Raw genomic sequence first — 25,399 nt, forward strand, 5'->3', positions numbered from 1 at the left:
TCCGTTTATCCGCGATCGATCGAATATCGACCGGGGCCCGCTGCGCACAGTGCAAGCAAGCCGCCCGCGATCGCGATGTTCTTGTAGAAATGAATCATGTTGTTGATCTGCTCGCCGCCCGTCATCGGGACTTCACCCTTCGACCCACCTTCACAGACAGGAGCCAGACCACCATGCCCGCACTTTGCGATATCTGTCACGCCCGGCCGGCCGTCGCGCGCGCAACCGTGATGCAGGACGGCGAGCGCAAGACGATTTCGATCTGCGATTACCACTTCCGTCAGCTGATGCGGCATCAGAGCATGCTGAACCCGTTCGATTCGCTGCTGGGCGGTGGCGGCCCGTCTTCGCTGTTCGGCGGGCTCGGCGACGAATCGCCGCTCGCCGCCGAGATTCCGCGCGAATCGGTCGACCCGACCGACGCGTTCAGCGAACAGACGCTCGAACTGCTGCAGCGCGCGGCCGAGAAGGCACACGAGCTGCGCCGCAGCGAACTCGACTCCGAACACCTGCTGTACGCACTCGCGGACACCGACGTGTGCGCCGCGCTGCTGAAGGAACTGAAGCTGTCGCCGCAGGACATCCGGTCGTATATCGACGAGCATGCGCACACCGGCACGGCCGACCCCGATGCGCCGCTCGACAAGCTGTCGATCTCGCCGCGCGTCAAGAAAGCCGTGCAGTACGCGTTCCAGGCGTCGCGCGATCTCGGCCACTCGTACATCGGCCCCGAGCACCTGTTGATCGGGCTCGCATCGGTGCCGGACAGCGTCGCCGGCACGCTGCTGAAGAAATACGGCGTGACGCCCGAGGCGCTGCGCCAGAAAGTCGTGAAGGTGGTCGGCAAGGGCGCCGAGGACGGCCGCGTCGACGCGCCGACCGGCACGCCGAACCTCGACAAGTTCGGCCGCGACCTCACCGCGATCGCGCGCCAGGGCAAGCTCGACCCGGTGCTCGGTCGCGCGCAGGAAATCGAGAGCACGATCGAGGTACTCGCGCGCCGCAAGAAGAACAACCCGGTGCTGATCGGCGAGCCGGGCGTCGGCAAGACGGCGATCGTCGAAGGGCTCGCGCAGCGGATCGTCAATGGCGACGTGCCCGAAGTGCTGCGCGACAAGCGGCTCGTCGAAGTCAACATCAACTCGATGGTGGCCGGCGCGAAGTACCGCGGCGAATTCGAGGAGCGCGCGAAGCAGCTGATCGACGAAGTGACTGCGAAGCAGGACGAACTGATCCTGTTCATCGACGAGCTGCACACGATCGTCGGCGCGGGCCAGGGCGGCGGCGAAGGCGGCCTCGACATCGCGAACGTGCTGAAGCCCGCGCTCGCGCGCGGCGAGCTGAGCCTGATCGGCGCGACGACGCTCAACGAGTACCAGAAGTACATCGAGAAGGACGCCGCGCTGGAGCGACGCTTCCAGCCCGTGTTCGTGCCGGAGCCGAGCGTCGAGCAGACGATCGTGATCCTGCGCGGGCTGCGCGACAGCCTCGAGGCGCACCACCAGGTGACGTTCGCCGACGACGCGTTCGTCGCGGCCGCCGAATTCGCCGACCGCTACATCACGTCGCGTTTCCTGCCCGACAAGGCGATCGACCTGATCGACCAGGCCGCCGCGCGCGTGCGGATCGGCGCGACGTCGCGCCCGGTCGACATCCAGGAAGGCGAGGCGCAGATCGCGCAACTGAAGCGCGAGCAGGACTACGCGACGTCGCGCAAGCGCTTCGACGAAGCGAAGCAGTTCGAGGAGCAGATCAACGCGAAGCAGAAATCCGTCGACGAGAAGATGGAGGCGTGGCAGCGCAAGACCGGCTCCGAGACGCTCGAAGTGACCGTCGAATCGGTGGCCGAGGTCGTGTCGCGGCTGACCGGCATCCCCGTGTCCGAGCTGACGCAGGAAGAGCGCCAGAAGCTGCTGAAGATGGAAGAACAGCTGCGCGAACGCGTGGTCGGCCAGAGCGATGCGGTCGTCGCCGTCAGCGACGCCGTGCGGCTGTCGCGCGCGGGGCTCGGCCAGACGCACCGGCCGATCGCGGCGTTCCTGTTCCTCGGGCCGACGGGCGTCGGCAAGACCGAACTCGCGAAAGCGCTGGCCGAGACCGTGTTCGGCGACGAGCAGGCGATCATCCGCATCGACATGTCCGAGTACATGGAGCGGCACGCGGTTGCCCGGCTGATCGGCGCGCCGCCCGGCTACGTCGGCTACGACGAAGGCGGCCAGCTCACCGAGCGCGTGCGGCGGCGCCCGTACAGCGTGATCCTGCTCGACGAGATCGAGAAGGCGCATCCCGACGTCTACAACGTGCTGCTGCAGGTGTTCGACGACGGCCGGCTGACCGACGGCAAGGGCCGCGTGGTCGATTTCAGCAACACGATCATCATCGCGACCAGCAATCTCGGCGCGGCGATCATCATGGACAACCTCACGCAGCCGGAAGCCGCGCGCAAGACCGACAAGGCGATCCGCGAGGAACTGATGCAGGTGCTGAAGGGCCATTTCCGGCCCGAGTTCCTGAACCGGATCGACGAGGTGATCGTCTTCCACGCGCTGTCGAAGGACAACATCCGCGCGATCGTGCAGATCCAGCTCGACCGCGTGGTGCGTACGGCCGCCGCGCAGGACATCACGCTCGTGATGGGTGGCTCGCTCGTCGACCACCTGACCGAAGTCGGCTACCAGCCGGAATTCGGCGCGCGCGAGCTGAAGCGCCAGATCCGCCAGACCATCGAGACGCGGCTCGCGAAGGAGATCCTCGCCGACCGGCTGAAATCGGGCGACACCTGCGAGGTCGACTACGACAAGGACAGCGACGAAGTGAAGTTCAACAAGCTCGCCGCGCCGGAAGCGAAGGACAAGAAGGACGCCGGGAAGGACGCGGACGGCAAGGCCAGGCCGAACGGCAAGGCCGCCCAGGCATCCGGTGACGCGAAGGCGGACGACACGCCCGCCGACGCGCCGCCGCCCGCGGCGAAGTCGGGCAAGAAGTCGTCCGGCGCGAAGAAGGACGCACATTAAAAAAACGCGTACCCGGCAGACCGGGCACGCATGACCGGCTCCGTCCGCGGGACGGAGCCGCCCCACGCCGCGACACGGCGCAACCGAGCCACCCGTAGCGGGCCCGGCTCTTGGAGATTCACATGACAAATCGACGCGAAGTGCCAGGCATCAGGAAATACGATGGGCCCGCCGGCGGTTGGGGCGCGCTTCGCGCGACAGCCGATGCGGTGCGTACGCAGATGGAAACCATCGAGGCGCCGATCGTGCTGATGCGGACCAACCAGCCCGACGGCTTCGACTGCCCCGGGTGTGCGTGGCCCGACAAGGAACACAAGTCGACGTTCCAGTTCTGCGAGAACGGCGCGAAGGCCGTCACGTGGGAAGCGACGACCAAGCGCGTGACGCCCGAGTTCTTCGCGGCGAACACCGTATCGTCGCTGCTGCGCATGTCGGACTACGAACTGGAGGACATGGGGCGGCTCACGCATCCGCTCGTCTACGACCGCGCGAGCGACACGTTCCGCGCGATCGAATGGGACGACGCGTTCGCGCGCATCGGCGAAGTGCTGCGCGCGCTGCCGCCCGAGCAGGTCGAGTTCTACACGTCGGGCCGCGCGTCGAACGAAGCCGCGTACCTGTACCAGCTGTTCGCGCGCGAGCTCGGCACCAACAACTTCCCCGACTGCTCGAACATGTGCCACGAGCCGACCAGCGTCGGCCTGCCGCAGTCGATCGGCATCGGCAAGGGCACGGTGTCGCTGGAGGATTTCGACCACTGCGAGCTGATCATCTCGATCGGCCACAACCCCGGCACGAACCACCCGCGGATGATGGGCACGCTGCACGAGTGCGCGCGCCGCAACGTGCCGATCATCGTGTTCAACCCGCTGCGCGAACGCGCGCTCGAACGCTTCGCCGATCCGCAGGACATGATCGAGATGGCGTCGTTCGGCTCGACGCGTATCGCGTCGACGTACTACCAGGTCGACGCGGGCGGCGACGCGGCCGCGCTGAAGGGCATCATGAAGGCGCTGCTGAAGCTCGAAGCCGAGCAAGGCAACGTGCTCGACCGCGATTTCATCGCGCAGCACACCAACGGCTTCGACGCGTTCTCGGCCGACCTCGAGGCCACGTCGTGGGACGACATCGAACGCGCGAGCGGCCTCAGCCAGGCACAGCTCGAACAGGTCGCGCTCGCGTACGCGAAGTCGAACGCGACGATCGTCACGTACGGCATGGGCGTCACGCAGCACAACAAGGGCACCGCGACCGTCCGCCTGATCGCCGACCTGCTGCTGATGCGCGGCAACATCGGCAAGCCCGGCGCCGGCGTGTGCCCGCTGCGCGGCCATTCGAACGTGCAGGGCAACCGCACGGTCGGCATCACCGAGAAGCCGTCGGCCGAGTTCCTGAAGAAGATCGAGGACGTGTGCGGCTTCACGCCGCCCGCGCATCACGGGCACGACGCCGTGCAGGCGATGCAGGCGATGATCGACGGCACCGCGAAGGCGCTGCTGTGCCTCGGCGGCAATTTCGCGGTCGCGCTGCCCGATCCCGAGCTGTCGTTCCCGGCGATGGCGAAGCTCGACCTGAGCGTGCATCTCGGGACGAAACTGAACCGTTCGCACCTGCTGGTCGGCAAGGAAACCTTCATCCTGCCGGTGCTCGGCCGCACCGAGCTCGACATGCAGGCGACCGGCCGCCAGTCGATCACCGTCGAGGATTCGATGTCGATGGTCCACGCGTCGGCCGGCAAGCTCAAGCCGGCATCCGACCAGTTGCGCTCGGAGCCCGCGATCGTCGCGGGAATCGCGCATGCGACGCTGCCGAACAGCAAGGTCGCATGGCTCGACCTGATCGCCGACTACGACCGCATCCGCGACCTGATCGACCGCACGGTGCCCGGCTTCGAGGCGTTCAACGAGCGCATCCGCACGCCGGGCGGCTTCCGCCTGCCGCTGCCGCCCACCGAGCGCGTGTGGCCGACGCCGACCGGCAAGGCGATGTTCTCGGTCTACAAGGGAGTGAAGGAGGACGCGGACGTGCTCGGCGCCGAGCAGGTGCTGCGGCTGATCACGCTGCGCAGCCACGACCAGTACAACACGACGATCTACGGGCTCGACGACCGCTATCGCGGCGTGTTCGGGCGACGCGACGTGCTGTTCATGAACGTGGCCGACCTCGCGAAGTACGGGCTCGAGCACGGCGACCTCGTCGACATCGAGACGATCACCGCGTCGGGCCGCACGCTGCGCCTCGAGAAGATCACCGCGATCGAGTACGACATCGCGCCGGGCTCGGTCGGCGCGTACTATCCGGAAGCGAACGTGCTCGTGCCGCTCGACTACATCGACAAGGAAAGCGGCACGCCGTCGTACAAGTCGGTGCCGGTGCGCGTCGTGCGCTCGGCCGTCGTTTGACGGACCGGCAGGCGGGCGGTGCATCGTTCATCGCGCGCCTGCCCGATCCCTGCCACCGGCCGCCGCGCGCCGCAACCCGGGCGGCGGCCCTCCCCGCCTTTCAGCGCGCTGCCGTCGGCGGCAGGTGCGCCGCACCCTGCCGGCGCCGATACGCGCTGTCGCGCGTCGCGAGCCAGTAGTACAGCGGCGAGGTCAGCAGCAGCCCCACGAGCCACGACAGGTCCGCACCGCCCAGGTGTGCGGGAATCGGGCCCGCGTACATCGGCGTGTTCATGAACGGAATCTGCACGAGGATGCCGATCGCGTACGCGAGCAGCGCCTGCGGATTGAAACGGCCGTAGATCCCGCCGTCCACCCTGAAGATCGACTGGATGTCGTACTTGCCCTTGTGGATCACGTAGAAGTCGATCAGGTTGATCGCCGTCCACGGCACCAGCACGACCAGCAGCGCGAGCACGAGATCGACGAGGTTGCCGACGAAGTTCGTCGACGCGCCGATCGCCGCGTAGCAGCATGCGACGAAGATCACGACCGACACCACCGCGCGCGCCTTCGCGGTCGGAATCCACTTGTACGCGAACGTCTGCACCGACGTGATCACCGCGAGCACCGCGCCGTACAGGTTCAGCGCGTTGTGGCTGATCACGCTCAGCAGGAACAGCACGAGCATCAGCGGGCCGAGCGGGCCCGTCGCCTGCTTGACGGCGTCCATCGTGTCCGCGCCGGCCGGCACCGCGAGCACCGCGACCGCGCCGAAGATGAACGCGAGCGTCGAGCCGATCGTGCAGCCGAGATAGGTCGCCCAGAACGTCGACGCGACGCCGACGTTCTCCGGCAGATAACGCGAATAGTCCGACACGTACGGCGCGAACGCGATCTGCCACAACGCCGACAGCGACACCGTCGCGAGCCAGCCCGCGAAGTCGAAGCCGCCGCGCGTCAGGAAATCGTCGGTCGTCACGTGCGAGAGGATCATCCAGAAGCCGACGAAGATGCCGATGCCGAGCACCCACGTGCCGATGCGGTTCAGGATGTGGATGAACCGGTAGCCGACGATCCCGATCAGCCCGGAGCCCACCGCGCCGATCACGATGCCGACGGGCACCGGCACCGACGCCGCGATGCCGTGTACCGACTTGCCGGCCAGCACGATGTTCGACGCGAAGAAGCCGACGTACATCACGGCCGCGATCACCGTGACGAGCAGCGCGCCCCACGAGCCGAACTGCGCGCGGCTCTGGATCATCTGCGGGATGCCCATCTGCGGCCCCTGCGCCGAGTGCAGCGCCATCAGCACGCCGCCGACGGCCTGGCCGACGACGATCGCGACGATGCCCCACATCAGGTTCAGGTGGAACATCTGCACGCCGAGCGCACCCGTCACGATCGGCAGCGGCGCGATGTTGCCGCCGAACCAGAGCGTGAACAGGTCGCGCACCTTGCCGTGGCGCTCTGCGGGCGGCACATAGCCGATCGTGTGCTTCTCTATCATCGGGGACGCATTGCGTTCCGCGTTCGTCATGGTCAAGTCTCCTGTCCTGCGCGCCGATGCGCGCGTGCCGTTTCCGCCGGCGCGCGTCGGGGTGCGCGCCTGCAATCGGGTCCGGATACGCGAGCGAGGACGCGCCGCGTGCATGCGCGGCGGCGTCGAACGAAGCGGACGAGGCACGCTGGCGGGGACGGATGACATGTCCCGCCGGCGTGGGCGCGGCCGCTTCGCGAGCGTCGTGATCCAGGTTGGAGACGATGGTGCGCCACGACCGTCGCGGCCGGAAAATACTAAAAATATTTCCGCGACATACGAAAAAGCTCTGCAGCGGAAATTCCGGCGCCGAACGACTTCGGGTAAGGTGCCAGGGTCTGTTTCCCCATGGAACGCGCATGCGCCCGCGGCGGCACGCCGGGGCCGGGCATCAGAGGTGCTTGTGGCTCACTACACTTTGCGGCAACTGAAATACTTCATCACGACGGTCGAATCCGGCAGCGTCGCCGAAGCCTCGCGTCAGCTCTTCATCGCGCAGCCGTCGATTTCCAGCGCGATCAAGGGGCTGGAGGAGAGCTTCGGCGTGAAGCTGTTCATCCGCCATCACGCGCAAGGCGTGTCGCTGACGCCGTCCGGCACGCGCTTCTACCGAAAAGCGCAGGAGCTGCTGCGCATCGCGCACGAATTCGAACAGAACGCACTCGCCGACAACGACGTGATTACCGGGCAGATCGACATCGGCTGCTTCGAGACGGTCGCGCCGCTCTACCTGCCGCAATTGATCGCGGGCTTTCGCGAGCGCTACCCGGGCGTGAACATCCGGCTGCGCGACGGCGACCAGCAGGAACTCGTGCAGGGCCTGACGTCCGGCACGTTCGATCTCGCCCTCATGTACGACCACGATCTCGACGGCACGATCGAGACCGAACCGTTGATGCCGCCGCAACAGCCGTACGTGCTGCTGCCGGAGAACCATCGGTTCGCCGGCCAGGCGCACGTGTCGCTGCGCGACCTGTGCGTCGAGCCGATGATCCTGCTCGACGTGCAGCCCAGCCGCACGTATTTCGTCAGCCTGTTCCATGAACTCGGCCTCACGCCGAACATCGTGTTCGGCTCGCCGTCGATCGAGATGGTGCGCGGCATGGTCGGCCAGGGATTCGGCTTCTCGCTGCTCGTCACGCGCCCGCATTCCGAATACACGTACGACGGCCAGCGCGTCGTGACGATCGGCCTCAGCGAAACGGTGAGCCCGTCGGGGCTCGTGAGCGCACGGCTGAAGCGGGGACAGCTCACGAAGCAGGCGCAGTCGTTCGTCGATTTCTGCCGTGAACGGCTCGCGCGAATCGTCGCGGAATCGGCGCGACAAGGAACGTGAAGCGCACGCGCCGCGGGACGCGGCGCATGCATCCAGGCTGCAGGCTCAGGCCGCCGAGGAAAGATGCGCGGCCAGGCGATCCAGCATCGCGTCGCAGCCGTGCAGTTGCTCGAGCGTGACGAACTCGTCGGGCTTGTGCCCCTGGTCCATGCTGCCGGGCCCGCACACCACGGTCGGAATGCCGGCCTGCCCGAACAGTCCGCCCTCGGTGCCGAACGCGACCGTGCCGAATGCGTCGGAACCGCTCAACATCGCGAGCAGGCGCGCAGCTTCACTGTCCGGCGCGGTGGCCAGCCCAGGATACGCGCCCAGCGGCTGCAATCGAATGTCGGTATCGGGCTGCACCGCACGCATCTTCGGCAACAGCTCGGATTCCGCGTAGTCCTGCAGCGTCCTCGGCACGTCGTGCGCGTCGAAATCCGGCAGCGCACGCACCTCGAAATCGAACTCGCATTCGGCCGGCACGATGTTCAATGCGCGGCCGCCCTTGATCAGTCCCGTCTGCACGGTCGAGAACGGCGGATCGAAACGGCCGTCGTGCCGCTCGGGTCGCGCGAGCGCCGCGCCGATCTCGCCGAGCCGGCCGATCAGCTTCGCCGCATAGTCGATCGCGTTGACGCCCGACGGGGCGTACGCCGAGTGACACGCGGCGCCCTTCACGTGACAACGCATCGCGAGCTTGCCCTTGTGACCGAGCACCGGCTTCAGTTCGGTCGGCTCGCCGATCAGGCACAGCCGCGGCCGATGCTCGCGCGCGGCCAGCACGTCGAGCATCGGCCGCACGCCGAGGCAACCGACTTCCTCGTCATAGGAGAACGCGAAATGCACCGGCATGCTCAAAGGCCGCGACACGAACGCCGGAACGGCCGCGAGTGCCGACGCGATGAAGCCCTTCATGTCGGCCGTGCCGCGGCCATACAGGCGGCCGTCGCGCTCGGTCAGCCGGAACGGCTCGACCGTCCACGCCTGCCCGTCGACCGGCACCACGTCGGTGTGACCCGACAGCGCGATGCCGCCGCGATCGCGCGGGCCGATCGTCGCGTACAGGCTCGCCTTCGTGCGCTCGGCGTTGTAGAACAGCTCGCTCGCCACGCCGAAACCCGCGAGATGGTCACGGATGAAGGCGATCATCTCGAGGTTCGAATCGCGGCTGACCGTGGCGAAGCCGATCAGCCGTTCGAGCAGCGCACGGCTCGACGTGTCACTCATCGCCCGGCACTCCGTAGCTCGGCGCGGCGGTCGGGTTCAGCGCGCGCGTCTGGTAGTCCTGCATCTGCGGCCGATACGCGCGCCACAGCGCATCGAGTTGCCCGATCGGATCGGTATCGGCCCAGTCGACGCGCAGGTCGACGATCGGCCAGGTCACGTCGCCGGCCACCTTCAACGCGGCCGAATGTACCGGACCGGCTTCGCCGCCGGCCGCCATCGCGGCATGCATCGCGGCCAGCAGGCGATCGGCGAGCGGGCCGTGCGCCTGTTCGAACGCCCGCGCCATCGCGTCGATCACGGCCGGCGCGGCCAGCAGGTTGCCGGCCGCCACGCACTGCTCGCCCTGCACCGCGTGATGGGTGCCGAGCGCTTCCTTGCCGGTGAAACACGCCGTCTGCCCCTGCCCGTCGATCACCGTGACCTGCCGGTACTGGCTCCAGCCGTTCGCGCTGAGCGCGCGGTCGAGCGCCGCGGCCGGCGCAAGCTGGTCGTGCTCGATCAGATCGAGAATCTGCGGCCCGAGCGCCGGCAGCGTGATGTTCTGCGTCGCGACGGCGCCCACGCCCGCGCGCACCCACGGGCAGCGCGCGCCCACCGCGATGCTCGACGAACTGATCGTGATCCCGAGCTGGCCTGTCTCCGGGCAGCGCCCGACGATGGAGAAAGTCATGTCGTCTCCTATGCGCGGTTCGGCTGCCAGTTGTCGGGGACCACCGCGATCACGTCGATCTCCATCAGCCATTGCGGCTGGCCGAGCGCCGAGACGACGAGCCCCGTCGAGATCGGATAGACGCCCTTCAGCCACTTGCCGACTTCCTGGTACACCGGTTCGCGATAACGCGGATCGATCAGGTAGGTCGTCGTCTTCACGATATGCGTGAGGTCGCTGCCGGCTTCCTCCAGCAGCTGCTTGACGTTCTTCATCGCCTGCTCGGCCTGCGCGCGCGGATCGCCGAGACCGATCAGGTTACCGTCGAAATCGGTGCCGACCTGGCCGCGCACGTAGACGGTGTTGCCGGCGCGCACGGCCTGGCACAGGTCGTTGTCGAGCGTCTGGTTCGGGTAGGTATCCTTGGTGTTGAACATGCGGATACGCGTATGGGTAGGCTGGCTCATCGAGGTCCTTCGAGTGTCGGTGGGTACGCCCGCCGCGCCGGAAGCGGCCGCGGCGCAGCGGATGCGTGTCGGTCCGTCAGGTGGTCAGTTCGTCGCTTCGGCGAGCGGGCGCGCGTCGGCCGGTGCCTGCTGGGCTGCCACGCGACGCTGCGACGCGTCGTGGTACGCGAGGTACTTGCGTTGCGTGACGATGTGATCGGCGATGTGTTTCGCGTCGTGCCACACGCCCCAGATGAAGCTGGAGCCGCGCCGCGACAGCCACGGCAACCCGAGGAAATAGATGCCGGGCTCCTTCGACACGCCGCGCTGGTGCTGCGGCTTGCCGTTCGGCGCGAACGCGTCGACGTTGAGCCAACCGTAGTCGACTGCGTAGCCAGTCGCCCAGACGATCGACGTGACGCCCGCGCCGGCGAGATCGAGCGCGAGGATCGGATGCGCGACGCAGTCGGGGTTCGGCAGGATGCGCCGCGCTTCCGGCTCTTCCGGCAGGTCGAGGCCGTTGCGTGCCGCGTAGGCATCGGCCGCGTCGAGCAGCGACAGGTAGTTCTCGTCGCCGCGGGCGAGATTGACCGCGAGATCGCGTTCGAACACGGCCACGCCGCCGTCGAACGACTTCGTCAGCCCGACGAGCGTCACGCCCTGGTTCGCGAGCGCGCGGAAATCGACCGTGTGGCCACCGCGCGCCCCGCTCACCGCGATCGTCACGTGTTCGCGGCCGGGCGTCGCGATTTCCTTGTCCCATTCGCCGAGCACGCCGAGCCACCAGCAGAAGTCGCGGCCGCGATATGCGCGCGGCGGGCGATCGTGCGGCCCGACCGACAGATACACCTGCCGACCCGCGCGCTGCAGCTCGTCGGCGATCTGCACGCCCGACGAGCCGGCGCCGACCACCAGCACCGCGCCGTCCGGAAGCTGGCCCGGATTGCGATAGTCGGCGGAATGGATCTGCACGAGGCGCGCATCGTCCGGCGCGATCGGCGGAACGACCGGGCGCTGGAACGGCCCCGTCGCGACGACCACGCGGTTCGCCTCGATCGTGCCGTCGGACGTCTCGACGACGAAGCCCGGCTTGCCGGTGTTGCGCACGACGTTCGTCACGTCGACGCCCGTGCGGATCGGCGCGTTGAACTTGCGCGCATACGCTTCGAAGTAATCGGCGACCTGGTCTTTCGATGCGAACGCATCGGGATCGAGGCCGTCGAATTCGAGCCCCGGGAAACGGTCGTGCCACGCGGGGCCGTTCGCGACCAGTGAATCCCAGCGCCCGGTGCGCCAGCGCTCGGCGATGCGGTCGCGCTCCAGCACGAGATGGGGCACGCCCAGCTTGCCCAGATGCTCGCTCATGGCCACGCCGGCCTGCCCGGCGCCGACGACGAGCGTATCGATTGAGGTTGTTTCGACTGCCACGGCTGTCTCCTTCAGCTTCTGACGTGCGGCTCGCTGCGACGTTCGTGCTGTCGGGCGAGTGGGAATGGAGACATTCTGCGGACAGGCCGCCTGGCGCGAAATGATGTTTTTTGTTGGTGTTGACGAGAAAAAAGCTGGGGCGGGAGCGATGGAGGTACCGACGATGACCACGCTTGCAGCAGAGCCCATACGTCGTTCAGGTTGCGCGGGCAGAATCTCCGCATGTCGGGAAACGCAGCCTTCGGGTCCTGCGCCAGCCGATCGACGACCTTCGCCCCACCCTTGTCGTTCCTGGTGTTCGAAAGCGTCGCCACCGATCCGCCAGTACAGCGTCACCCACTCACGATTCACGCTTGCGACGGCGTATCCACGGGCAAGCTCGACCCGCTGCTCGAGCTCCGTGAGCCCGCGGCGATAGTCTGCCTCGCCGGACCGACGGAGAGCCGATCGAGCCGCCCGACAATTCTTGACTGTGTCCGCATCGTCGAACTGGTAGCATGCGCGTCACATCGGCATGGAAGCGGATACGCGACACTCAATCGTTCCCTTTTATGTCCCACGACCGGCTAACCTCGCCAACGCACCCTCGGCGACTTGGTGTCTCAGACGGCACCCAGCCCCGTAGAACCCCGCAACACCCCGGCGTCGCCCCGCGCGACCCGTTGCAGTAACCGTTGGAGTGGCGCACCCCGCGCCTGCAAGCATGAAAAATTCGAACCCGCCCACCCGCCCTGCCCCGCGGCGCGACAAAGACCGCACGCCGCTCGTCCGCGCCGGCGCGTGGCTGCTGATGGTCGGCCTGCTGTACCTGCTGTGGCCGTCCGCCGAAACCGCGTACCTCGCGATGGAGTCGATGATCCACTGACGCGCACGCCCGGCCGCGCACTACGCTATACTTGCGCGATGGAAACCCAACCCGCCTCGCCGATCGTGCATTGCTGGTGGCGCGCCTGACCCAGGCGGCCCGTTTCCTTTTGCATGTCCCAAACGTGATGCCGCCAGCCATGGCGGCATTTGCGTTTCTGCACCGCACCGACATCATGGCTGGCGCCTTCGACAACCCGGAGCCAACGACGACCATGACGCAACCCACCCGCCCGACCATCCTCACCGGCGACCGCACGACCGGCCCGCTGCATCTCGGCCACTACATCGGCTCGCTACGCGCGCGCGTGCAGATGCAGCACGAAGCGACGCAATTCCTGCTGCTCGCCGATACGCAGGCGCTGACCGACAACATGGGCCGCCGCCAGCGCGTCACCGAGAACGTGATCGAGGTCGCGCTCGACTACCTCGCCGTCGGTATCGACCCGGCGGTCTCGACGATCGTCGTGCAGTCGCAGGTGCCCGAACTCGCCGAGCTGTCGCAATACCTGCTCAACCTCGTCACGGTCGCGCGCCTCGAACGCAATCCGACCATCAAGGAAGAGATCCGCCTGCGCGGGTTCGAGCGCGACATCCCCGCCGGTTTCCTGACCTACCCGGTGAGCCAGGCAGCCGACATCACCGCGTTCAAGGCGACGCACGTGCCGGTCGGCGACGATCAGTTGCCGATGATCGAACAGACCAACGAACTCGTGCGCCGCTTCAACGCGACCGTCGAGCAGCCGGTGCTGGTCGAATGCGAGGCCGTGCTGTCGTCGGTCACGCGGCTGCCGGGCATCGACGGCAAGGCTAAGATGAGCAAGTCGCTCGGCAATGCGATCACGCTCGGCTCGACGCCGGACGAGATCGCGCAGGCCGTGAAGGACATGTACACCGATCCGAACCACCTGCGCGTGAGCGATCCCGGCCAGGTCGAGGGCAACGTCGTGTTCACGTTCCTCGATGCGTTCGAGCCGGACGTCGCGAAGGTCGACGAACTGAAGGCCCACTATCGCCGCGGCGGCCTCGGCGACAGCGTCGTCAAGCGCGTGCTGAACGAGCGGCTGCAGGCGTTGATCGAGCCGATCCGCGCGCGCCGCCGCGAGTTCGAGGCCGACAAGGCCGAGGTGATGGCGACGCTGAAGCGCGGCACGCTGCACGCACGGGAAGTGGCGGGTGCAACGATCGCGGAGGTGAAACGCGCGATGGGGCTCACGTATTTCGATTGAGCAGCGCCGTCACGGCCGCTCGCGCGCCGGCACCGCCGCATGACACACGGCCTCGACCCGGTTGCCGGCCGGATCGACCAGAAAGGCCGCGTAGTAGTCGCCGTGGTAGTGCGGCCGCAATCCGGGGTCGCCGTCGGACTGGCCGCCCGTGGCAAGGCCAGCCTCGAAGAACGCATGCACCTGCTCGCGGGACGCGGCCTTGAAACACCAGTGCCGCTTGCTCGTCCCGATTTCGGCGGGATCCAGATACACCGCCAGAAAAGTCGATGCAGGGTCGTTCGCGCTGCAACGTTCGCCATAGCCGAGCGCATTGGGCCGGTCATAGACCTTGGTCGCGCCCAGCGCAGTCATGACGCCATCGTAGAAGGGGCGTGCCAGGTCGATGTCCGGAACGCCGATCGACACGTGATCAAGCAGTTGCATGGTGTAGGCTCCATTGAACGAGCACGAGTCTACACAACCCCTCCCGGTCGGACCGATCAACCTTACCGACGACTACACTACCGACCACGCTCCCTACGTGATCTGATACGTCGACGCCGGCACGAACTCCTCCGGCATCGGCCGATCCCCGAGTTCCAGCACCGACCGCTCGATCGTGCGCGTGATCGCGTCGAGCGCGAGCGCATTCGGCGCAAGGCCGAACGGTTCGGCCACTTCGTTCGCGATCGCTTCGAGCGCGATCAGCGTGTAGGCAATGAACACGCAGATCAGCGGCGTGAAGAACTCCGTCGAATCGACGAGCCCGAACGGCAGCAGCACGCAATACGCATAGACGGTGCGATGCAGCAGCACGCTGTATGAAAACGGGATCGGCGTCGACAGGATGCGCTCGCAACCGCCCACCGACTTGCCGAGCTCGTCGAGTTGCGTCTCGAACATCCAGCAGGTCGTGCCGCTGCCGGCCGCGGGGCCCAGCGCACGAACGATGCCGCCGCGCAGTTCGTCGAGGATCGCGACCGGCTTGTAGCATTTGCCGCCGAGCGCGGCCGTGCGCTCCGCCCCGAGAATGCGCAGCAGGTCCGCGGTCGGGTCGGTATGACGCAATTGATGCTTCAGCGCATACGCAAGCGCGATCAGCAGGTCGGCAAGCCGGTTGCGCTCCGCGTCGCTCACGCCGTCGGGCAGGTAGCGATGCAGTTGCGACGTCACGGCGCGCGCGGCGATCAGCAGGTTGCCCCACAGATGCCGCGCCTCCTTGAAACGCTCGAAGCTCGCGTTGTTGCGAAACCCGAGGAAGATCGCGAGCGCGAGCCCGAACAGCGTAAACGGCGCGGTGTTGAGCGGAATCTTCTCGCCGAAGATGCGCCCGTTCGTGAAGACCGCCAGCGTGCTGACGATCGCCATGAACACGAGCTGCGGAATGATCGATTGGAGCACGGAGCCGTTCCATACGAACAGCATCCTGAGCCAGTTCTGTCGTGGTCGGACGATCATGATGTTTTCTCGACTGCCAAAGGAATACGCAACCCGTTGCGCCCGCACCCGATGCGCAGCGGCCCGCGCATGGCGGGCCGCTTTCCGTCGGATGCCGTGCCGGGCGCCGCGCTGCGCGTGATGATACGCGCACGCCGCGCCCCGTCACCTCGCATGCCGCTCAGTGATAACCGATGTCGCCCTCGCGCACCTTGCCGCGGAACACGCGGTATTGCATCGCGTTGTACACGAGGATGATCGGCAGCACGATCACGGTGCCGACGAGCGCGAACAGCTGGCTCGAATGGCTCGACGACGCGTCCCAGATCGTCAGCGACGGCGGCACGATGTTCGGCCAGATGCTGATCACGAGCCCCGTGTAGCCGAGGAACACGAGCGCGAGCGTCAGCAGGAACGGCGTCGCCTCGTGCGCGCGCTTCACCGTGTGGAAGATGCCCCACACGCATGCGACGACGAGAACCGGCACCGGCAGGAACCAGACGAGGTTGCCGCTGCCGAACCAGCGGTGCGCGACGGCCGGCAGCCCGATCACGGTCCACAGGCTCACCACGCCCATCACGGCGAGCAGCACGCCCGCGAGCGGCTTCATCAGCAGCCGCATCTTGCGCTGCAGCTCGCCGTCGACCTTCAGGATCAGCCAGCCGCAGCCGAGCGTCGCATACGTGACGAGCACGCCGATCCCGCACAGCAGGCTGAACGGCGACAGCCAGTCGAACGGCCCGCCCGCGAACTGGTTGTTCTCGATCTTGATGCCCTGCAGCAGCGAACCGAGCACGATCCCCTGGCAGAACGCGGCGAGCGCCGAGCCGCCGATGAACGCGAGATCCCACATGTGCTGCGTGCGGGTGGCCTTCGCGCGCAGTTCGAACGCCGCGCCCCGGAAGATCAGGCCGACCAGCATCAGCACCAGCGGCAGGTAGTTCGCCGGCAGCAGCGTCGAATACACGACCGGGAACGCGCCATAGAGGCCCGCGCCGCCGAGCACGAGGAACGTCTCGTTGCCGTCCCACACCGGCGCGACGGTGTCGAGCATCACCTGGCGCTCGGCCTTCGCGTCAAAGAACGGAAACAGCAGGCCGATCCCGAGATCGAAACCGTCCAGCATCACGTAGATGAATACGCCGAGGCCGATGATCGCGGCCCACACGACAGGAAGATCGATGTGCATGGCTTACTCCGCTTCGGTGACGTTCAGCGGCGTGGACAGCGCGCTCTTGCGCAGCCCCGGATGCCGGTGCAGCTCGATGTACCCGGCCTGGGCCGCCGGCCCGCGCCTCATCAGTTTCATCATGTAGTAGATACCTGTTCCGAATACCAGGAAATACACGACCACGAAGACCAGCAGCGACACGCCGACCTGCTGAGCGTTGAGCGGGGAGACCGAGTCGATGGTGCGTAGTACGCCATAGACGGTCCACGGCTGCCGCCCGACCTCGGTCGTGATCCAGCCGGCCAGCAGCGCGACGATGCCCGACGGCCCCATCGCCACCACGAACCACTGGAACCAGCGCGTCTCATAGAGGCGCCCGCCCTTTCTCAACAGCAGCCCGAGCAGCGCGGTGAGCAGCATCAGCATCCCGAGGCCGGCCATGATCCGGAACGTCCAGAAGATGATCGGCGAATACGGGCGGTCCTGCGGCGGGAATTCCTTCAGCCCGCGAATCTCGCCATCCCAGCTGTGCGTGAGGATCAGGCTGCCGAGGTGCGGCACCTGGATCGCATAGCGCGTGGTTTCGGCCTGCATGTCGGGCAGCCCGACGAGGTTCAGCGCGGTGCCGCCCTTCTCGGTTTCCCACAGCCCCTCGATCGCGGCGATCTTCGCCGGCTGGTATTCGCGCGTGTTCAGCCCGTGCGCGTCGCCGACGACGATCTGGATCGGCGCGAGCACCAGCAGCATCCACAGCGCCATCGAGAAGCTGCGCTTCACCGGCTCGTCGCGACGGCCCTTCAGCAGGTGCCACGCGCCGCACGCGGCGACGATGAAACCCGCGACGATGAACGCCGCGATCGTCATGTGCACGAGACGGTACGGGAACGACGGGTTGAAGACGATCTTGAACCAGTCGACCGGCACGACCAGGCCGTTTTCGATCTTGTAGCCCTGCGGCGTCTGCATGAAGCTGTTCGACGCGAGGATCCAGAACGTCGAGATCAGCGTGCCGACCGCGACCATCAGCGTCGCGAAGAAGTGCGCACGCGGGCTGACGCGCTGCCAGCCGAACAGCATCACGCCGAGGAAGCCGGCCTCGAGGAAGAATGCAGTCAGCACTTCATACGTGAGCAGCGGCCCCGTGATGTTGCCCGCGACGCGCGAAAAGCCGGCCCAGTTGGTGCCGAACTCGTACGCCATCACGACGCCGGAGACCACGCCCATCCCGAAGCCGATCGCGAAGATCTTCGACCAGAACTGGAACATGGATTTGTAGGCGGCGTCGCCGGTGACGAGATAACGCCATTCCAGCACCGCCAGGAAGCTCGCCATGCCGATGCTGATCGCGGGAAACACGATGTGGAACGACACCGTGAATGCGAATTGCAATCGGGCGAGATGGAATGCATCGAAGATTTCCATGACCGTAATTTGCTCGTGGTTGTGAGGACGTACGCCCGAAGCAGGAAATCGCGCGACGGCTTGGCGACTACACATGCGAACGTCAACGGACCCTCGCACGGCATCGAAGCGTGAGTGACGATATCGCGTTTGCCACGATACTCGCAATCACTCGAACGTGCGCTGAAACTGTGCTGCTTCCGTCGCCGAAGATGTGTGCACGGAAAACACATTTCGTGCCTGCGGGATGGTCAGCTGTACTGCTTTCCGCGTAGCGGCGCTGTGTCTCCGGCGCGCTGTTCACTCCACTTAACATGTTATGCAACGCCTGCCCGACGCGGTAGTGCGCCGCCCCCGGCGCCCGCCCGGCAGCACCGATTCCGTCGTCCGGCGTACACGCCGGCCGATCCGACTGGAGAAACCCCGCATGGCGTCCCGCCCCCCCATCGACGATCCGACCGGCAGCACCGCGTGTCAGGTGACGCGCCATCGTGCCGGCGAAACGCGCGACACCGTCGATCGCGTCGTCGACGAAACGCCGGTTGCACTCGTGTTCAACGGCATCTCGCACACGGTCATGATGGCGACGCCGATCGACCTCGATGCGTTCGGCCTCGGCTTCGCGCTGAGCGAAGGCATCGTCGAGCGTGCGTCGGACGTCTTCGACATCGAAAGCGAATGCCGCCCCGGCAGCGCCGAGGTGCGGCTCACCGTGTCGCAGCAGGCGTTCATGGCGCTGAAGGCGCACCGGCGCGCGCTGGCCGGCCGCACCGGTTGCGGCGTCTGCGGGATCGAAAGCATCGCGCAGCTCGACCTGCACCCGCCGCGCATCGCGGCCGCCGGCGCGGCTGCCGGCATCGGCGCCGAAGCGATTGCACGCGCCGCGCGCACGCTGCCGGCCCACCAGACGCTGATGCGCGAGACGGGCGGCATCCACGCGGCCGCGTGGTGCGACCGCGACGGCGCCGTGCGCGCCGTGTTCGAGGACGTCGGCCGCCACAACGCGCTCGACAAGCTGATCGGGCATCTCGCGCGGCGCCGCGTCGACCTTGGCGCGGGCTTCGTGTTCCTGTCGAGCCGCGCGAGCTACGAGCTGGTACGCAAGGCCGCGCGGGTCGGCATCCCGATGATCGCGACGATCTCGGCGCCGACGTCGCTGGCGATCGACGTCGCTCGCGAAGCCGGCGTGCGCCTGCTCGGCTTCTGCCGCAACGACGGCTTCGTCGAATACGTGTCGCCCGACGCCGTTCACCCCGATCAACCGGCGCTTGCGCCCGCGCACCCGGCCCACTCGTCATGAAACACCTGTTCGATTTCGATACCGCGCAGCAGCAATTCGCCGGCGCATTTGCGCCGCTTGCGGCGAGCGCCTCGCTGCCGGTCGCCGAAGCGGCCGGCCATGTGCTGGCCGTGCCGCTGACCGCCGTGCTCGACCAGCCGCCGGCCGACCAGAGCGCGATGGACGGTTATGCCGTGCGTCACGCGGACGTCTCGCCTGGCGAGCTGCTGCGCGTCGCGCAACGCTGCTATGCGGGCGACACGCCGATGCCGCTGGCCGCCCGCACGGCTGCGCGCGTCTTCACCGGCAGCCTGATCCCGCCCGGCGCCGACACCGTCGTGATGCAGGAGCACGCGCACGAACGGGACGGCTGGGTCGCGTTCGATGCCCCGCCGCGCAGCGGATCGCACATCCGCCGCCGGGGCGAGGAAGTGCGTACCGGCGACCTGCTCGTGCCGGCCGGCGTGCGGCTGGGCGCGATGCACGTCGGCGTGGCGGCCGCACAAGGTTTCGCGCGCATCGATGTGCGCCCGGCGCTGCGCGTCGGCATCCTGACGACCGGCGACGAACTCGTCGCATGCGGCCAGCCGCGCGCGCCGCAGCAGATCTACAACAGCAATGCGCCGATGCTCGCCGCACTCGTGTCGGGCACCGGTGCCCGCGTCGCGATGAACGTGCATGCGGCCGATACGGCGGCGGCCGTCGATCGTGCGTTGCGCGACCTGCATGCGGGTTGCGACCTGGTGATCTGCGTCGGCGGCGCATCGGTCGGCGACAAGGATCTGCTGCGCCCCGCACTGACCGCGCTCGACGCATCGTTCATCGTCACCGGTGTGCGGATGAAGCCCGGCAAGCCGGTCGCGCTCGCGCGGCTCGACACGCGGCCCGTGGTGCTGCTGCCCGGCAATCCGGGGGCTGCCATGACCGCGTTCGCGCTGTTCGTCGCGCCGCTGATCCGCTGCCTGCAGGGGCGCGACGCGCGCCTGCCGGCCGTGCCGGCGCTGCCGATCGACACGGACTTCGAGCCGGATGCGCAGCGCGAACGCTTCGTACGGGTGCGCTGCACGGTCGGTGCCGCTGGCGCGCCCGTGCTCGATACGCTGCGCCAGCAAGGCGCCGGCACGCTGCAGTCGCTCGTGCAGGCGAGCGGGCTCGCACGGCTGCCGGCCGGGCGGGCCATCGCGCGCGGCGACGCGGTACCGTATTACGAATTCGCGCCGTGGCTCGCATGAGCGCGACGCCCATCACGCGCCCGATGCGACCCATGCGCCGCGCCCGCCGCACGGCGAACTGTATTCCTGCGATTCGGGCGCGATTGTGCCTCTGCCGGCCCAACCCGGCGGACTATGCTCACGCTGAGGCTCGTCACGACCTGTGCGCCGACACGTCGGTACACGCACGGCCGACCGGCGACGCCCCTCCGCTTACTTCATGCAGGCCGACGAACCGATCGTGAACGCCATCGTTTCAGCCGCGCCGGCCGCCGCCGCATCATCCGGCGGCGCAGCGCCCGGCGCCTTTCCCCGCCCGTCCGACACGCTCGGACGCCCGCTGCGCGACCTGCGCCTGTCCGTGATCGACCAATGCAACTTCCGCTGCGGCTACTGCATGCCGCGCGAAAGCTTCGGTTCGGACTATGCGTTCATGCCGTCGTCCGAGCGCCTGTCGTTCGCGCAACTGGAAAAGATCGCACGTGCGTTCACGTCGCTCGGCGTCGAGAAGATCCGCATCACGGGCGGCGAGCCGCTGCTGCGCCGCAACCTCGAGGCACTGATCGAACGGCTCGCCGCGCTGACGACCGTCGACGGCAATCCCGTCGAAATCGCGCTGACGACCAACGGCTCGCTGCTCGCCGCGAAGGCACGCGCGCTGCGCGACGCCGGATTGTCGCGCGTGACCGTGAGCCTCGACGCGCTCGACGACGCCGTATTCCGCCGGATGAGCGACGCCGACGTGCCCGTGTCGCGCGTGCTGGCCGGCATCGAAGCCGCACATGCTGCCGGGCTCGCGCCGGTCAAGGTCAACGCGGTGATCGAGCGCGGCGTGAACGACGACCAGATCCTGCCGCTCGTGCGCCACTTCCGGCAGTCGGGCGTGGCCGTGCGCTTCATCGAATACATGGACGTCGGCGGCGCGAGCTTCTGGTCCGGCGACAAGGTCGTGCCGGCCGCGCGCATGCGCGAACTGATCGAACAACACTATCCGCTCGTGCTCGTCGGCGAACCGGGGCACGACGCGACCGCGATCCGTTGCGCGCACATCGACGGTGCGGGCGAAGTCGGCTTCATCGCGAGCGTGTCGCATCCGTTCTGCGGCACCTGCTCGCGCGCCCGCGTGTCCGCCGACGGGCAGCTCTATACGTGCCTGTTCGCGACGCAGGGCACCGACCTGCGGCCGTGGCTCGACGATGCGGCATCGACCGCCGACCTCGCGGCCGCCGTGCGCGATCGCTGGACGCGGCGCGACGACCGCTATTCCGAGCGCCGGGCCGCGCGGCCGGCCCGCGCGCCGGGCAAGACCTATCCGACCGTGCGCATGTCGCTCGTCGGCGGCTGACGGGCCGCCGCGCGATACAGGATGCGCCGCCCACTGGAGAACCTGTCATGACGACCTTCACCGAATCCCGCGCCGGGCTGCCGGACGATCCGCTGCCAGCCGGCAGCGCCCCGCCGCCCGCCGACGCGACCGACCCGCCTCCCGAACCGGCGCCCGCCATTGCCGCCGGCTTCGAAGTACGCGTGCAGCATGCGCCGATCGACGCGGGCGCGGAGCTTGCACCGATCGTTCGCAATCCGAATGTCGGGGCGGTCGTGAATTTTCTCGGGGTCGTACGCAAGGAAGGCGACGTCGACGACGTCGTCGCGCTGGAAGTCGAGCACTACCCGACGATGACCGAGCAGGCACTGTGGAGCATCGTCGAGGAGGCCACGGCACGCTGGCGGCTCGAAGCGGTCAGGATCGTGCACCGCGTCGGCCGCATTCCGCTCGGCCAGCCGGTCGTGCTGGTCGTCGTGGCCGCCGCGCATCGCGCATCCGCGTTCGACGCGTGCGAATTCCTGATGGATTTCCTGAAAACCCACGCACCGTTCTGGAAGAAGGAGATCCGGCACGACGGCGAATCCGGCTGGGTCGAGGCGAAGGCCCACGACGACCACGCGATGCGGCGCTGGGGCTGACCGCGTCCGCTTCGCGCTTTCCGATTCCGCCGCTCCTGCTCGAGACATCGCAATGAAACTGAAGATCAAATATTTCGCAAGCATTCGCGAACAACTGGCGCTCGACGAGGAAACCGTCGAGATCGATGCGCGCGAACTCACCGTCGACGCGCTGCGCGGCGCGCTGGCCGCGCGCGACGCGCGCAGCGCGGACGCACTGCGGATGGACCGCCCCGTGCGGGCCGCCGTGAACCTCGAAATGGTGACCGGGGAATTCGTCGTGCGGGAGGATAGCGAGGTCGCGTTCTTTCCGCCGGTGACGGGTGGGTGAGCTCACCACGCACGCCGCCCGTTTCGACGGCGATCCTCGACCGTCCTGGCCCGGAACGCGTTGTACACCGACGGGGCGGTCGATCGTGACGGTCGCCACGCCGCGCGCCTCGCGATACAGGATGTCCTCGTCGCTCATCGGGCAGCCTCCAGCACTGTCAGCGCCGCGTCGAGCGCGTCCAGCCCCTCGTTCAGCTCCGTGCGCGAGATGACCAGCGGCGGCGTCACGATCACCACGTTGTAGCGCCCGTACGCGTGGACGCCGCGCTTCAGCAGCTCGCCATAGAACGCCCGCATCGGCGCCGATCCCGCCGGGTGGTGCCACTCGACGAGCGGCTCGCGCGTGTCCCGGTCGCGCACCAGCTCGATGCCGAACTGGGCGCCCATGCCCCGCACGTCCCCGATCGACGGATGACGGTCTGCGAGATCGCCGAGACCGTCGCGCAACCAGCCTTCGATCTCGCGCGCCCGGTCGAACAAACCCTCTTCCAGATAGACCTTCAGCGCGGCGAGCCCGCCGGCGACCGCCAGCACGTGGCCCGCGTGCGTGTGGCCCACGTCGAAGAGTTCGGTATCGAAGTGGCGGGCCACGCCTTCGCGCACCAGGACACCGCCGAGGGGTGTATACGAAGAGCTGGCCCCCTTGGCGAACGAAATCAGGTCCGGCAATACGCCGACACGCTCGGCGCAGAACAATGCCCCCGTGCGCCCGAAGCCCGTCATGATCTCGTCGAAGATCAGCAGGATGCCGTGCCGGTCGCACAGGTTGCGAACGCCTTCGAGGTAGCCCGGTGGGTAGACGACCACACCGCTGGACCCGGTCATCGGCTCCATCAGGATCGCGGCGACGTTTTGCGCGCCTTCGTGCGACAGGACGCGCGCAAGGTGATCGAGGGCACGGCGCGTCTCCTCGACCGGATCCGACGTGTAAAAGGGGCTGCGGTACGGATACGGTGCAAAGAACTTCACCATGCCCGGGAGCGCCGGGAAAGGATCGCGCCAGCGGTCCACGCCCGTCATCGCGCTCGCGCCGATGGTGCTGCCGTGATACGACCGATGGGCAGTCAGCACCTTGGGCCTGCCTGTCACCAGCCGGGCGATCTTCACCGCGTCATCGTTCGCCTCGGCTCCGCCGCACGTGAAATGCACACGCAGTCCTTCCGGCCACGGCGAAACACTGTTCAGGAGTCCAGCGTATTCGGCACGCACGTCGTTGAAGTAGCTGGATGCGACCCAGCACATGCGCTCGGCCTGTGCCTGGATCGCCTGGACGACCTTCGGATGGCCATGGCCCAACGACACCGCGACATAACCGCTGGTGAGGTCCAGATAGCGCTTGCCGTTCGCATCGTGGAAGTAGCATCCCTGCGCATGCGTGATGACCGGCGGGTTGAGTCCGCCCTGGACCGCCCAGGGAACGAGCACCTTTCGAAACGACGGCGCGAGCGCGCGATCCGACTCGCCGTGAATGCGTAGATCCATGTTGACTCCGGAAATGTCATGGCTCACTATTTCTGAGCCTCGTGATGTGAGGCTGATAGATTAAGCACGCATTTCACGCACCACAAATCAAACGTTTCGACACTGAGCCTCAATTCAACTGAGTCATGGCACGACAACTTCCGCCCCTGCTCTCCGTGCGTGCATTCGAGGCGGCGGCGCGCCATGGCGGCTTCGCCCGGGCGGGTGAAGAGCTATGCGTCACGTCCGGTGCGGTAGGGCATCAGGTACGGCTGCTGGAGGAATGGCTGGGAACGCCGCTGTTCATGCGCGGCGCCCGGTCCGTCCAGTTGACGGACATCGGACGGCGGTACTTCCTGGAAATCGAGCGCTTGATGGACGAGCTCGAGCGTGCGTCGCTCGGCATCCGCCAGGCCGCGGACGCCCCGGAGGTGACGGTCACCGCGATGCCATCGTTCGTGACCCGCTGGCTGATGCCGCGCCTGGGTGAGTTCAGGCGGCTGCATCCCGACATCGAGGTGCGCTTGCTGGCCTCGGTACCCGCCGTCGACTTCAGCCGCGAGCGGGTGGACGTGGCGATCCGGCTGGGCTCGGGCCCCTATCCGGGGCTCGTCGCGGAAAAACTGATGTCGGAGACGTTCCTGGCGGTCGGTCAACCTCTGGTGTGCCGGGCGTTGCACACCGTGGACGATATCTTGCGGGCAACCTTGCTGCATGACGAATACGAGGCCCGCATTCCGGAGCAGGTGGACTGGGTGCGCTGGTGCCGCATGCAGAACGTACACGCGAGCGCGACCCGTTTGCGACAGGGCCCGAGCTTCTCGCACACCTATCTCACGCTCGATGCCGCGATCGCGGGCCAAGGCGTGGCGGTGGCGTCGGACGTCCTCGCCGCCGATGCGGTCAGGCAGGGGCTGTTGGCCATGGCACCGGGCAAGCCGGTACAGGGACCCTACAGCTACCACCTGCTGACGACACGCGCGGCAACCGCACGGCCGCCAGTCGACGCCTTCTGCAGTTGGCTGCGATCGGCCGCACGGTCGTTTTCGGAAGCCGGCTGGGCTTGAACGACGCGAATCGCCGCGCG

21 protein-coding genes are annotated in these 25,399 nt (G+C 67.4%); 11 read left to right on the forward strand and 10 right to left on the reverse strand.

Features of this window, described 5'->3' with window-relative positions; all coding sequences use genetic code 11:
* The first annotated feature begins 173 nt into the window (after positions 1-173).
* Entirely contained in the window at positions 174-3,014 is a 2,841-nt protein-coding gene (locus tag G3N62_RS12500; protein ID WP_124669558.1) for an AAA family ATPase, read from the forward strand.
* A 122-nt stretch (positions 3,015-3,136) separates the two neighbouring features.
* A complete protein-coding gene (locus tag G3N62_RS12505; RefSeq protein WP_034190493.1) occupies positions 3,137-5,416 on the forward strand; it encodes an FdhF/YdeP family oxidoreductase in 2,280 nt (759 codons plus the stop codon).
* 100 nt (positions 5,417-5,516) lie between these two features.
* Here G3N62_RS12505 and G3N62_RS12510 read toward each other — a convergent pair whose 3' ends face one another.
* Positions 5,517-6,938, reverse strand: coding sequence for a cytosine permease (locus tag G3N62_RS12510; RefSeq protein WP_069705795.1), 1,422 nt, complete (start codon positions 6,936-6,938; stop codon positions 5,517-5,519).
* 403 nt (positions 6,939-7,341) lie between these two features.
* On the opposite strand from G3N62_RS12510, the gene G3N62_RS12515 reads away from it, so the two are divergent.
* On the forward strand, positions 7,342-8,274 hold the full coding sequence (locus G3N62_RS12515) for a LysR substrate-binding domain-containing protein (protein WP_034190495.1): 933 nt from the start codon (positions 7,342-7,344) through the stop codon (positions 8,272-8,274).
* A 45-nt stretch (positions 8,275-8,319) separates the two neighbouring features.
* Here the strand turns inward: G3N62_RS12515 and argE are convergent, their stop codons facing one another.
* The 4 genes from argE to G3N62_RS12535 form a co-directional block, all read right to left on the reverse strand.
* Positions 8,320-9,483 carry an acetylornithine deacetylase gene (gene argE, locus G3N62_RS12520; RefSeq protein ID WP_124669559.1) on the reverse strand — a complete coding sequence of 388 codons (1,164 nt, stop codon included), beginning with the start codon at positions 9,481-9,483 and terminating at the stop codon, positions 8,320-8,322.
* Complete coding sequence (locus tag G3N62_RS12525) at positions 9,476-10,153, reverse strand: DUF1028 domain-containing protein (RefSeq protein ID WP_124669560.1); 678 nt, start codon at positions 10,151-10,153, stop codon at positions 9,476-9,478. The genes argE and G3N62_RS12525 overlap by 8 nt, the downstream gene beginning before the upstream one ends.
* An 8-nt stretch (positions 10,154-10,161) precedes the next feature.
* On the reverse strand, positions 10,162-10,599 hold the full coding sequence (locus G3N62_RS12530) for a RidA family protein (protein WP_034190498.1): 438 nt from the start codon (positions 10,597-10,599) through the stop codon (positions 10,162-10,164).
* An 84-nt stretch (positions 10,600-10,683) separates the two neighbouring features.
* Entirely contained in the window at positions 10,684-12,006 is a 1,323-nt protein-coding gene (locus tag G3N62_RS12535; RefSeq protein WP_124669561.1) for an NAD(P)/FAD-dependent oxidoreductase, read from the reverse strand.
* A 703-nt stretch (positions 12,007-12,709) separates the two neighbouring features.
* Between G3N62_RS12535 and G3N62_RS12545 the strand changes: the two genes are divergently transcribed.
* Both G3N62_RS12545 and trpS read left to right on the forward strand, forming a co-directional pair.
* On the forward strand, positions 12,710-12,871 hold the full coding sequence (locus G3N62_RS12545) for a hypothetical protein (protein ID WP_185733055.1): 162 nt from the start codon (positions 12,710-12,712) through the stop codon (positions 12,869-12,871).
* Between the two features lie 214 nt (positions 12,872-13,085).
* A complete protein-coding gene (gene trpS / locus G3N62_RS12550) occupies positions 13,086-14,099 on the forward strand; it encodes a tryptophan--tRNA ligase (protein ID WP_124669562.1) in 1,014 nt (337 codons plus the stop codon).
* Positions 14,100-14,108: 9 nt separating this feature from the next.
* Here trpS and G3N62_RS12555 read toward each other — a convergent pair whose 3' ends face one another.
* The 4 genes from G3N62_RS12555 to G3N62_RS12570 all read right to left on the reverse strand — a co-directional run bounded on the left by G3N62_RS12555 (position 14,109) and on the right by G3N62_RS12570 (position 18,108).
* Positions 14,109-14,522 (reverse strand): VOC family protein, encoded by a 414-nt coding sequence (locus tag G3N62_RS12555; protein ID WP_124608193.1) that lies wholly within the window; start codon positions 14,520-14,522, stop codon positions 14,109-14,111.
* Positions 14,523-14,615: 93 nt separating this feature from the next.
* Entirely contained in the window at positions 14,616-15,536 is a 921-nt protein-coding gene (locus G3N62_RS12560; RefSeq protein WP_124608192.1) for a bestrophin family ion channel, read from the reverse strand.
* A 160-nt stretch (positions 15,537-15,696) separates the two neighbouring features.
* Complete coding sequence (cydB, locus tag G3N62_RS12565) at positions 15,697-16,704, reverse strand: cytochrome d ubiquinol oxidase subunit II (protein ID WP_059561279.1); 1,008 nt, start codon at positions 16,702-16,704, stop codon at positions 15,697-15,699.
* Positions 16,705-16,707: 3 nt separating this feature from the next.
* On the reverse strand, positions 16,708-18,108 hold the full coding sequence (locus G3N62_RS12570) for a cytochrome ubiquinol oxidase subunit I (protein ID WP_034190503.1): 1,401 nt from the start codon (positions 18,106-18,108) through the stop codon (positions 16,708-16,710).
* Between the two features lie 406 nt (positions 18,109-18,514).
* Between G3N62_RS12570 and fdhD the strand changes: the two genes are divergently transcribed.
* The 5 genes from fdhD to moaD all read left to right on the forward strand — a co-directional run bounded on the left by fdhD (position 18,515) and on the right by moaD (position 22,852).
* Positions 18,515-19,387 carry a formate dehydrogenase accessory sulfurtransferase FdhD gene (fdhD, locus tag G3N62_RS12575; protein ID WP_124669563.1) on the forward strand — a complete coding sequence of 291 codons (873 nt, stop codon included), beginning with the start codon at positions 18,515-18,517 and terminating at the stop codon, positions 19,385-19,387.
* Positions 19,384-20,598 (forward strand): gephyrin-like molybdotransferase Glp, encoded by a 1,215-nt coding sequence (glp, locus tag G3N62_RS12580; RefSeq protein WP_124669564.1) that lies wholly within the window; start codon positions 19,384-19,386, stop codon positions 20,596-20,598. The genes fdhD and glp overlap by 4 nt, the downstream gene beginning before the upstream one ends.
* A gap of 199 nt (positions 20,599-20,797) precedes the next feature.
* The gene (moaA, locus tag G3N62_RS12585) at positions 20,798-21,922 is read left to right on the forward strand and encodes a GTP 3',8-cyclase MoaA (RefSeq protein WP_034190506.1); all 1,125 of its coding nucleotides are present in this window, start codon (positions 20,798-20,800) and stop codon (positions 21,920-21,922) included.
* A 47-nt stretch (positions 21,923-21,969) separates the two neighbouring features.
* The gene (locus tag G3N62_RS12590) at positions 21,970-22,542 is read left to right on the forward strand and encodes a molybdenum cofactor biosynthesis protein MoaE (protein WP_034190507.1); all 573 of its coding nucleotides are present in this window, start codon (positions 21,970-21,972) and stop codon (positions 22,540-22,542) included.
* 52 nt (positions 22,543-22,594) lie between these two features.
* Positions 22,595-22,852 (forward strand): molybdopterin converting factor subunit 1, encoded by a 258-nt coding sequence (gene moaD / locus G3N62_RS12595; protein ID WP_124669565.1) that lies wholly within the window; start codon positions 22,595-22,597, stop codon positions 22,850-22,852.
* Positions 22,853-22,986: 134 nt separating this feature from the next.
* Here the strand turns inward: moaD and G3N62_RS12600 are convergent, their stop codons facing one another.
* Complete coding sequence (locus G3N62_RS12600) at positions 22,987-24,333, reverse strand: aminotransferase class III-fold pyridoxal phosphate-dependent enzyme (protein ID WP_049035925.1); 1,347 nt, start codon at positions 24,331-24,333, stop codon at positions 22,987-22,989.
* 125 nt (positions 24,334-24,458) lie between these two features.
* On the opposite strand from G3N62_RS12600, the gene gcvA reads away from it, so the two are divergent.
* On the forward strand, positions 24,459-25,379 hold the full coding sequence (gene gcvA, locus G3N62_RS12605) for a transcriptional regulator GcvA (RefSeq protein WP_034190509.1): 921 nt from the start codon (positions 24,459-24,461) through the stop codon (positions 25,377-25,379).
* Positions 25,380-25,399 lie beyond the last annotated feature (20 nt).

Origin of the sequence: Burkholderia sp. Tr-20355 (genome assembly GCF_017104685.1) — a bacterium.
In the GTDB taxonomy this organism is placed as follows: Bacteria; Pseudomonadota; Gammaproteobacteria; order Burkholderiales; family Burkholderiaceae; genus Burkholderia; species Burkholderia seminalis.

Bases quoted from the DNA above. Each gene is read 5' to 3' on its own strand.
- glp (WP_124669564.1), top strand. From the start codon at position 19,384: ATGAAACACCTGTTCGATTTCGATACCGCGCAGCAGCAATTCGCCGGC.
- argE (WP_124669559.1), bottom strand. From the start codon at position 9,483: ATGAGTGACACGTCGAGCCGTGCGCTGCTCGAACGGCTGATCGGCTTC.
- G3N62_RS12560 (WP_124608192.1), bottom strand. From the start codon at position 15,536: ATGATCGTCCGACCACGACAGAACTGGCTCAGGATGCTGTTCGTATGG.
- trpS (WP_124669562.1), top strand. From the start codon at position 13,086: ATGACGCAACCCACCCGCCCGACCATCCTCACCGGCGACCGCACGACC.
- G3N62_RS12590 (WP_034190507.1), top strand. From the start codon at position 21,970: ATGACGACCTTCACCGAATCCCGCGCCGGGCTGCCGGACGATCCGCTG.
- G3N62_RS12500 (WP_124669558.1), top strand. From the start codon at position 174: ATGCCCGCACTTTGCGATATCTGTCACGCCCGGCCGGCCGTCGCGCGC.
- fdhD (WP_124669563.1), top strand. From the start codon at position 18,515: ATGGCGTCCCGCCCCCCCATCGACGATCCGACCGGCAGCACCGCGTGT.
- cydB (WP_059561279.1), bottom strand. From the start codon at position 16,704: ATGCACATCGATCTTCCTGTCGTGTGGGCCGCGATCATCGGCCTCGGC.
- G3N62_RS12545 (WP_185733055.1), top strand. From the start codon at position 12,710: ATGAAAAATTCGAACCCGCCCACCCGCCCTGCCCCGCGGCGCGACAAA.
- G3N62_RS12555 (WP_124608193.1), bottom strand. From the start codon at position 14,522: ATGCAACTGCTTGATCACGTGTCGATCGGCGTTCCGGACATCGACCTG.
- G3N62_RS12530 (WP_034190498.1), bottom strand. From the start codon at position 10,599: ATGAGCCAGCCTACCCATACGCGTATCCGCATGTTCAACACCAAGGAT.
- gcvA (WP_034190509.1), top strand. From the start codon at position 24,459: ATGGCACGACAACTTCCGCCCCTGCTCTCCGTGCGTGCATTCGAGGCG.
- G3N62_RS12505 (WP_034190493.1), top strand. From the start codon at position 3,137: ATGACAAATCGACGCGAAGTGCCAGGCATCAGGAAATACGATGGGCCC.
- G3N62_RS12600 (WP_049035925.1), bottom strand. From the start codon at position 24,333: ATGGATCTACGCATTCACGGCGAGTCGGATCGCGCGCTCGCGCCGTCG.
- G3N62_RS12510 (WP_069705795.1), bottom strand. From the start codon at position 6,938: ATGACGAACGCGGAACGCAATGCGTCCCCGATGATAGAGAAGCACACG.
- moaA (WP_034190506.1), top strand. From the start codon at position 20,798: ATGCAGGCCGACGAACCGATCGTGAACGCCATCGTTTCAGCCGCGCCG.
- moaD (WP_124669565.1), top strand. From the start codon at position 22,595: ATGAAACTGAAGATCAAATATTTCGCAAGCATTCGCGAACAACTGGCG.
- G3N62_RS12525 (WP_124669560.1), bottom strand. From the start codon at position 10,153: ATGACTTTCTCCATCGTCGGGCGCTGCCCGGAGACAGGCCAGCTCGGG.
- G3N62_RS12570 (WP_034190503.1), bottom strand. From the start codon at position 18,108: ATGGAAATCTTCGATGCATTCCATCTCGCCCGATTGCAATTCGCATTC.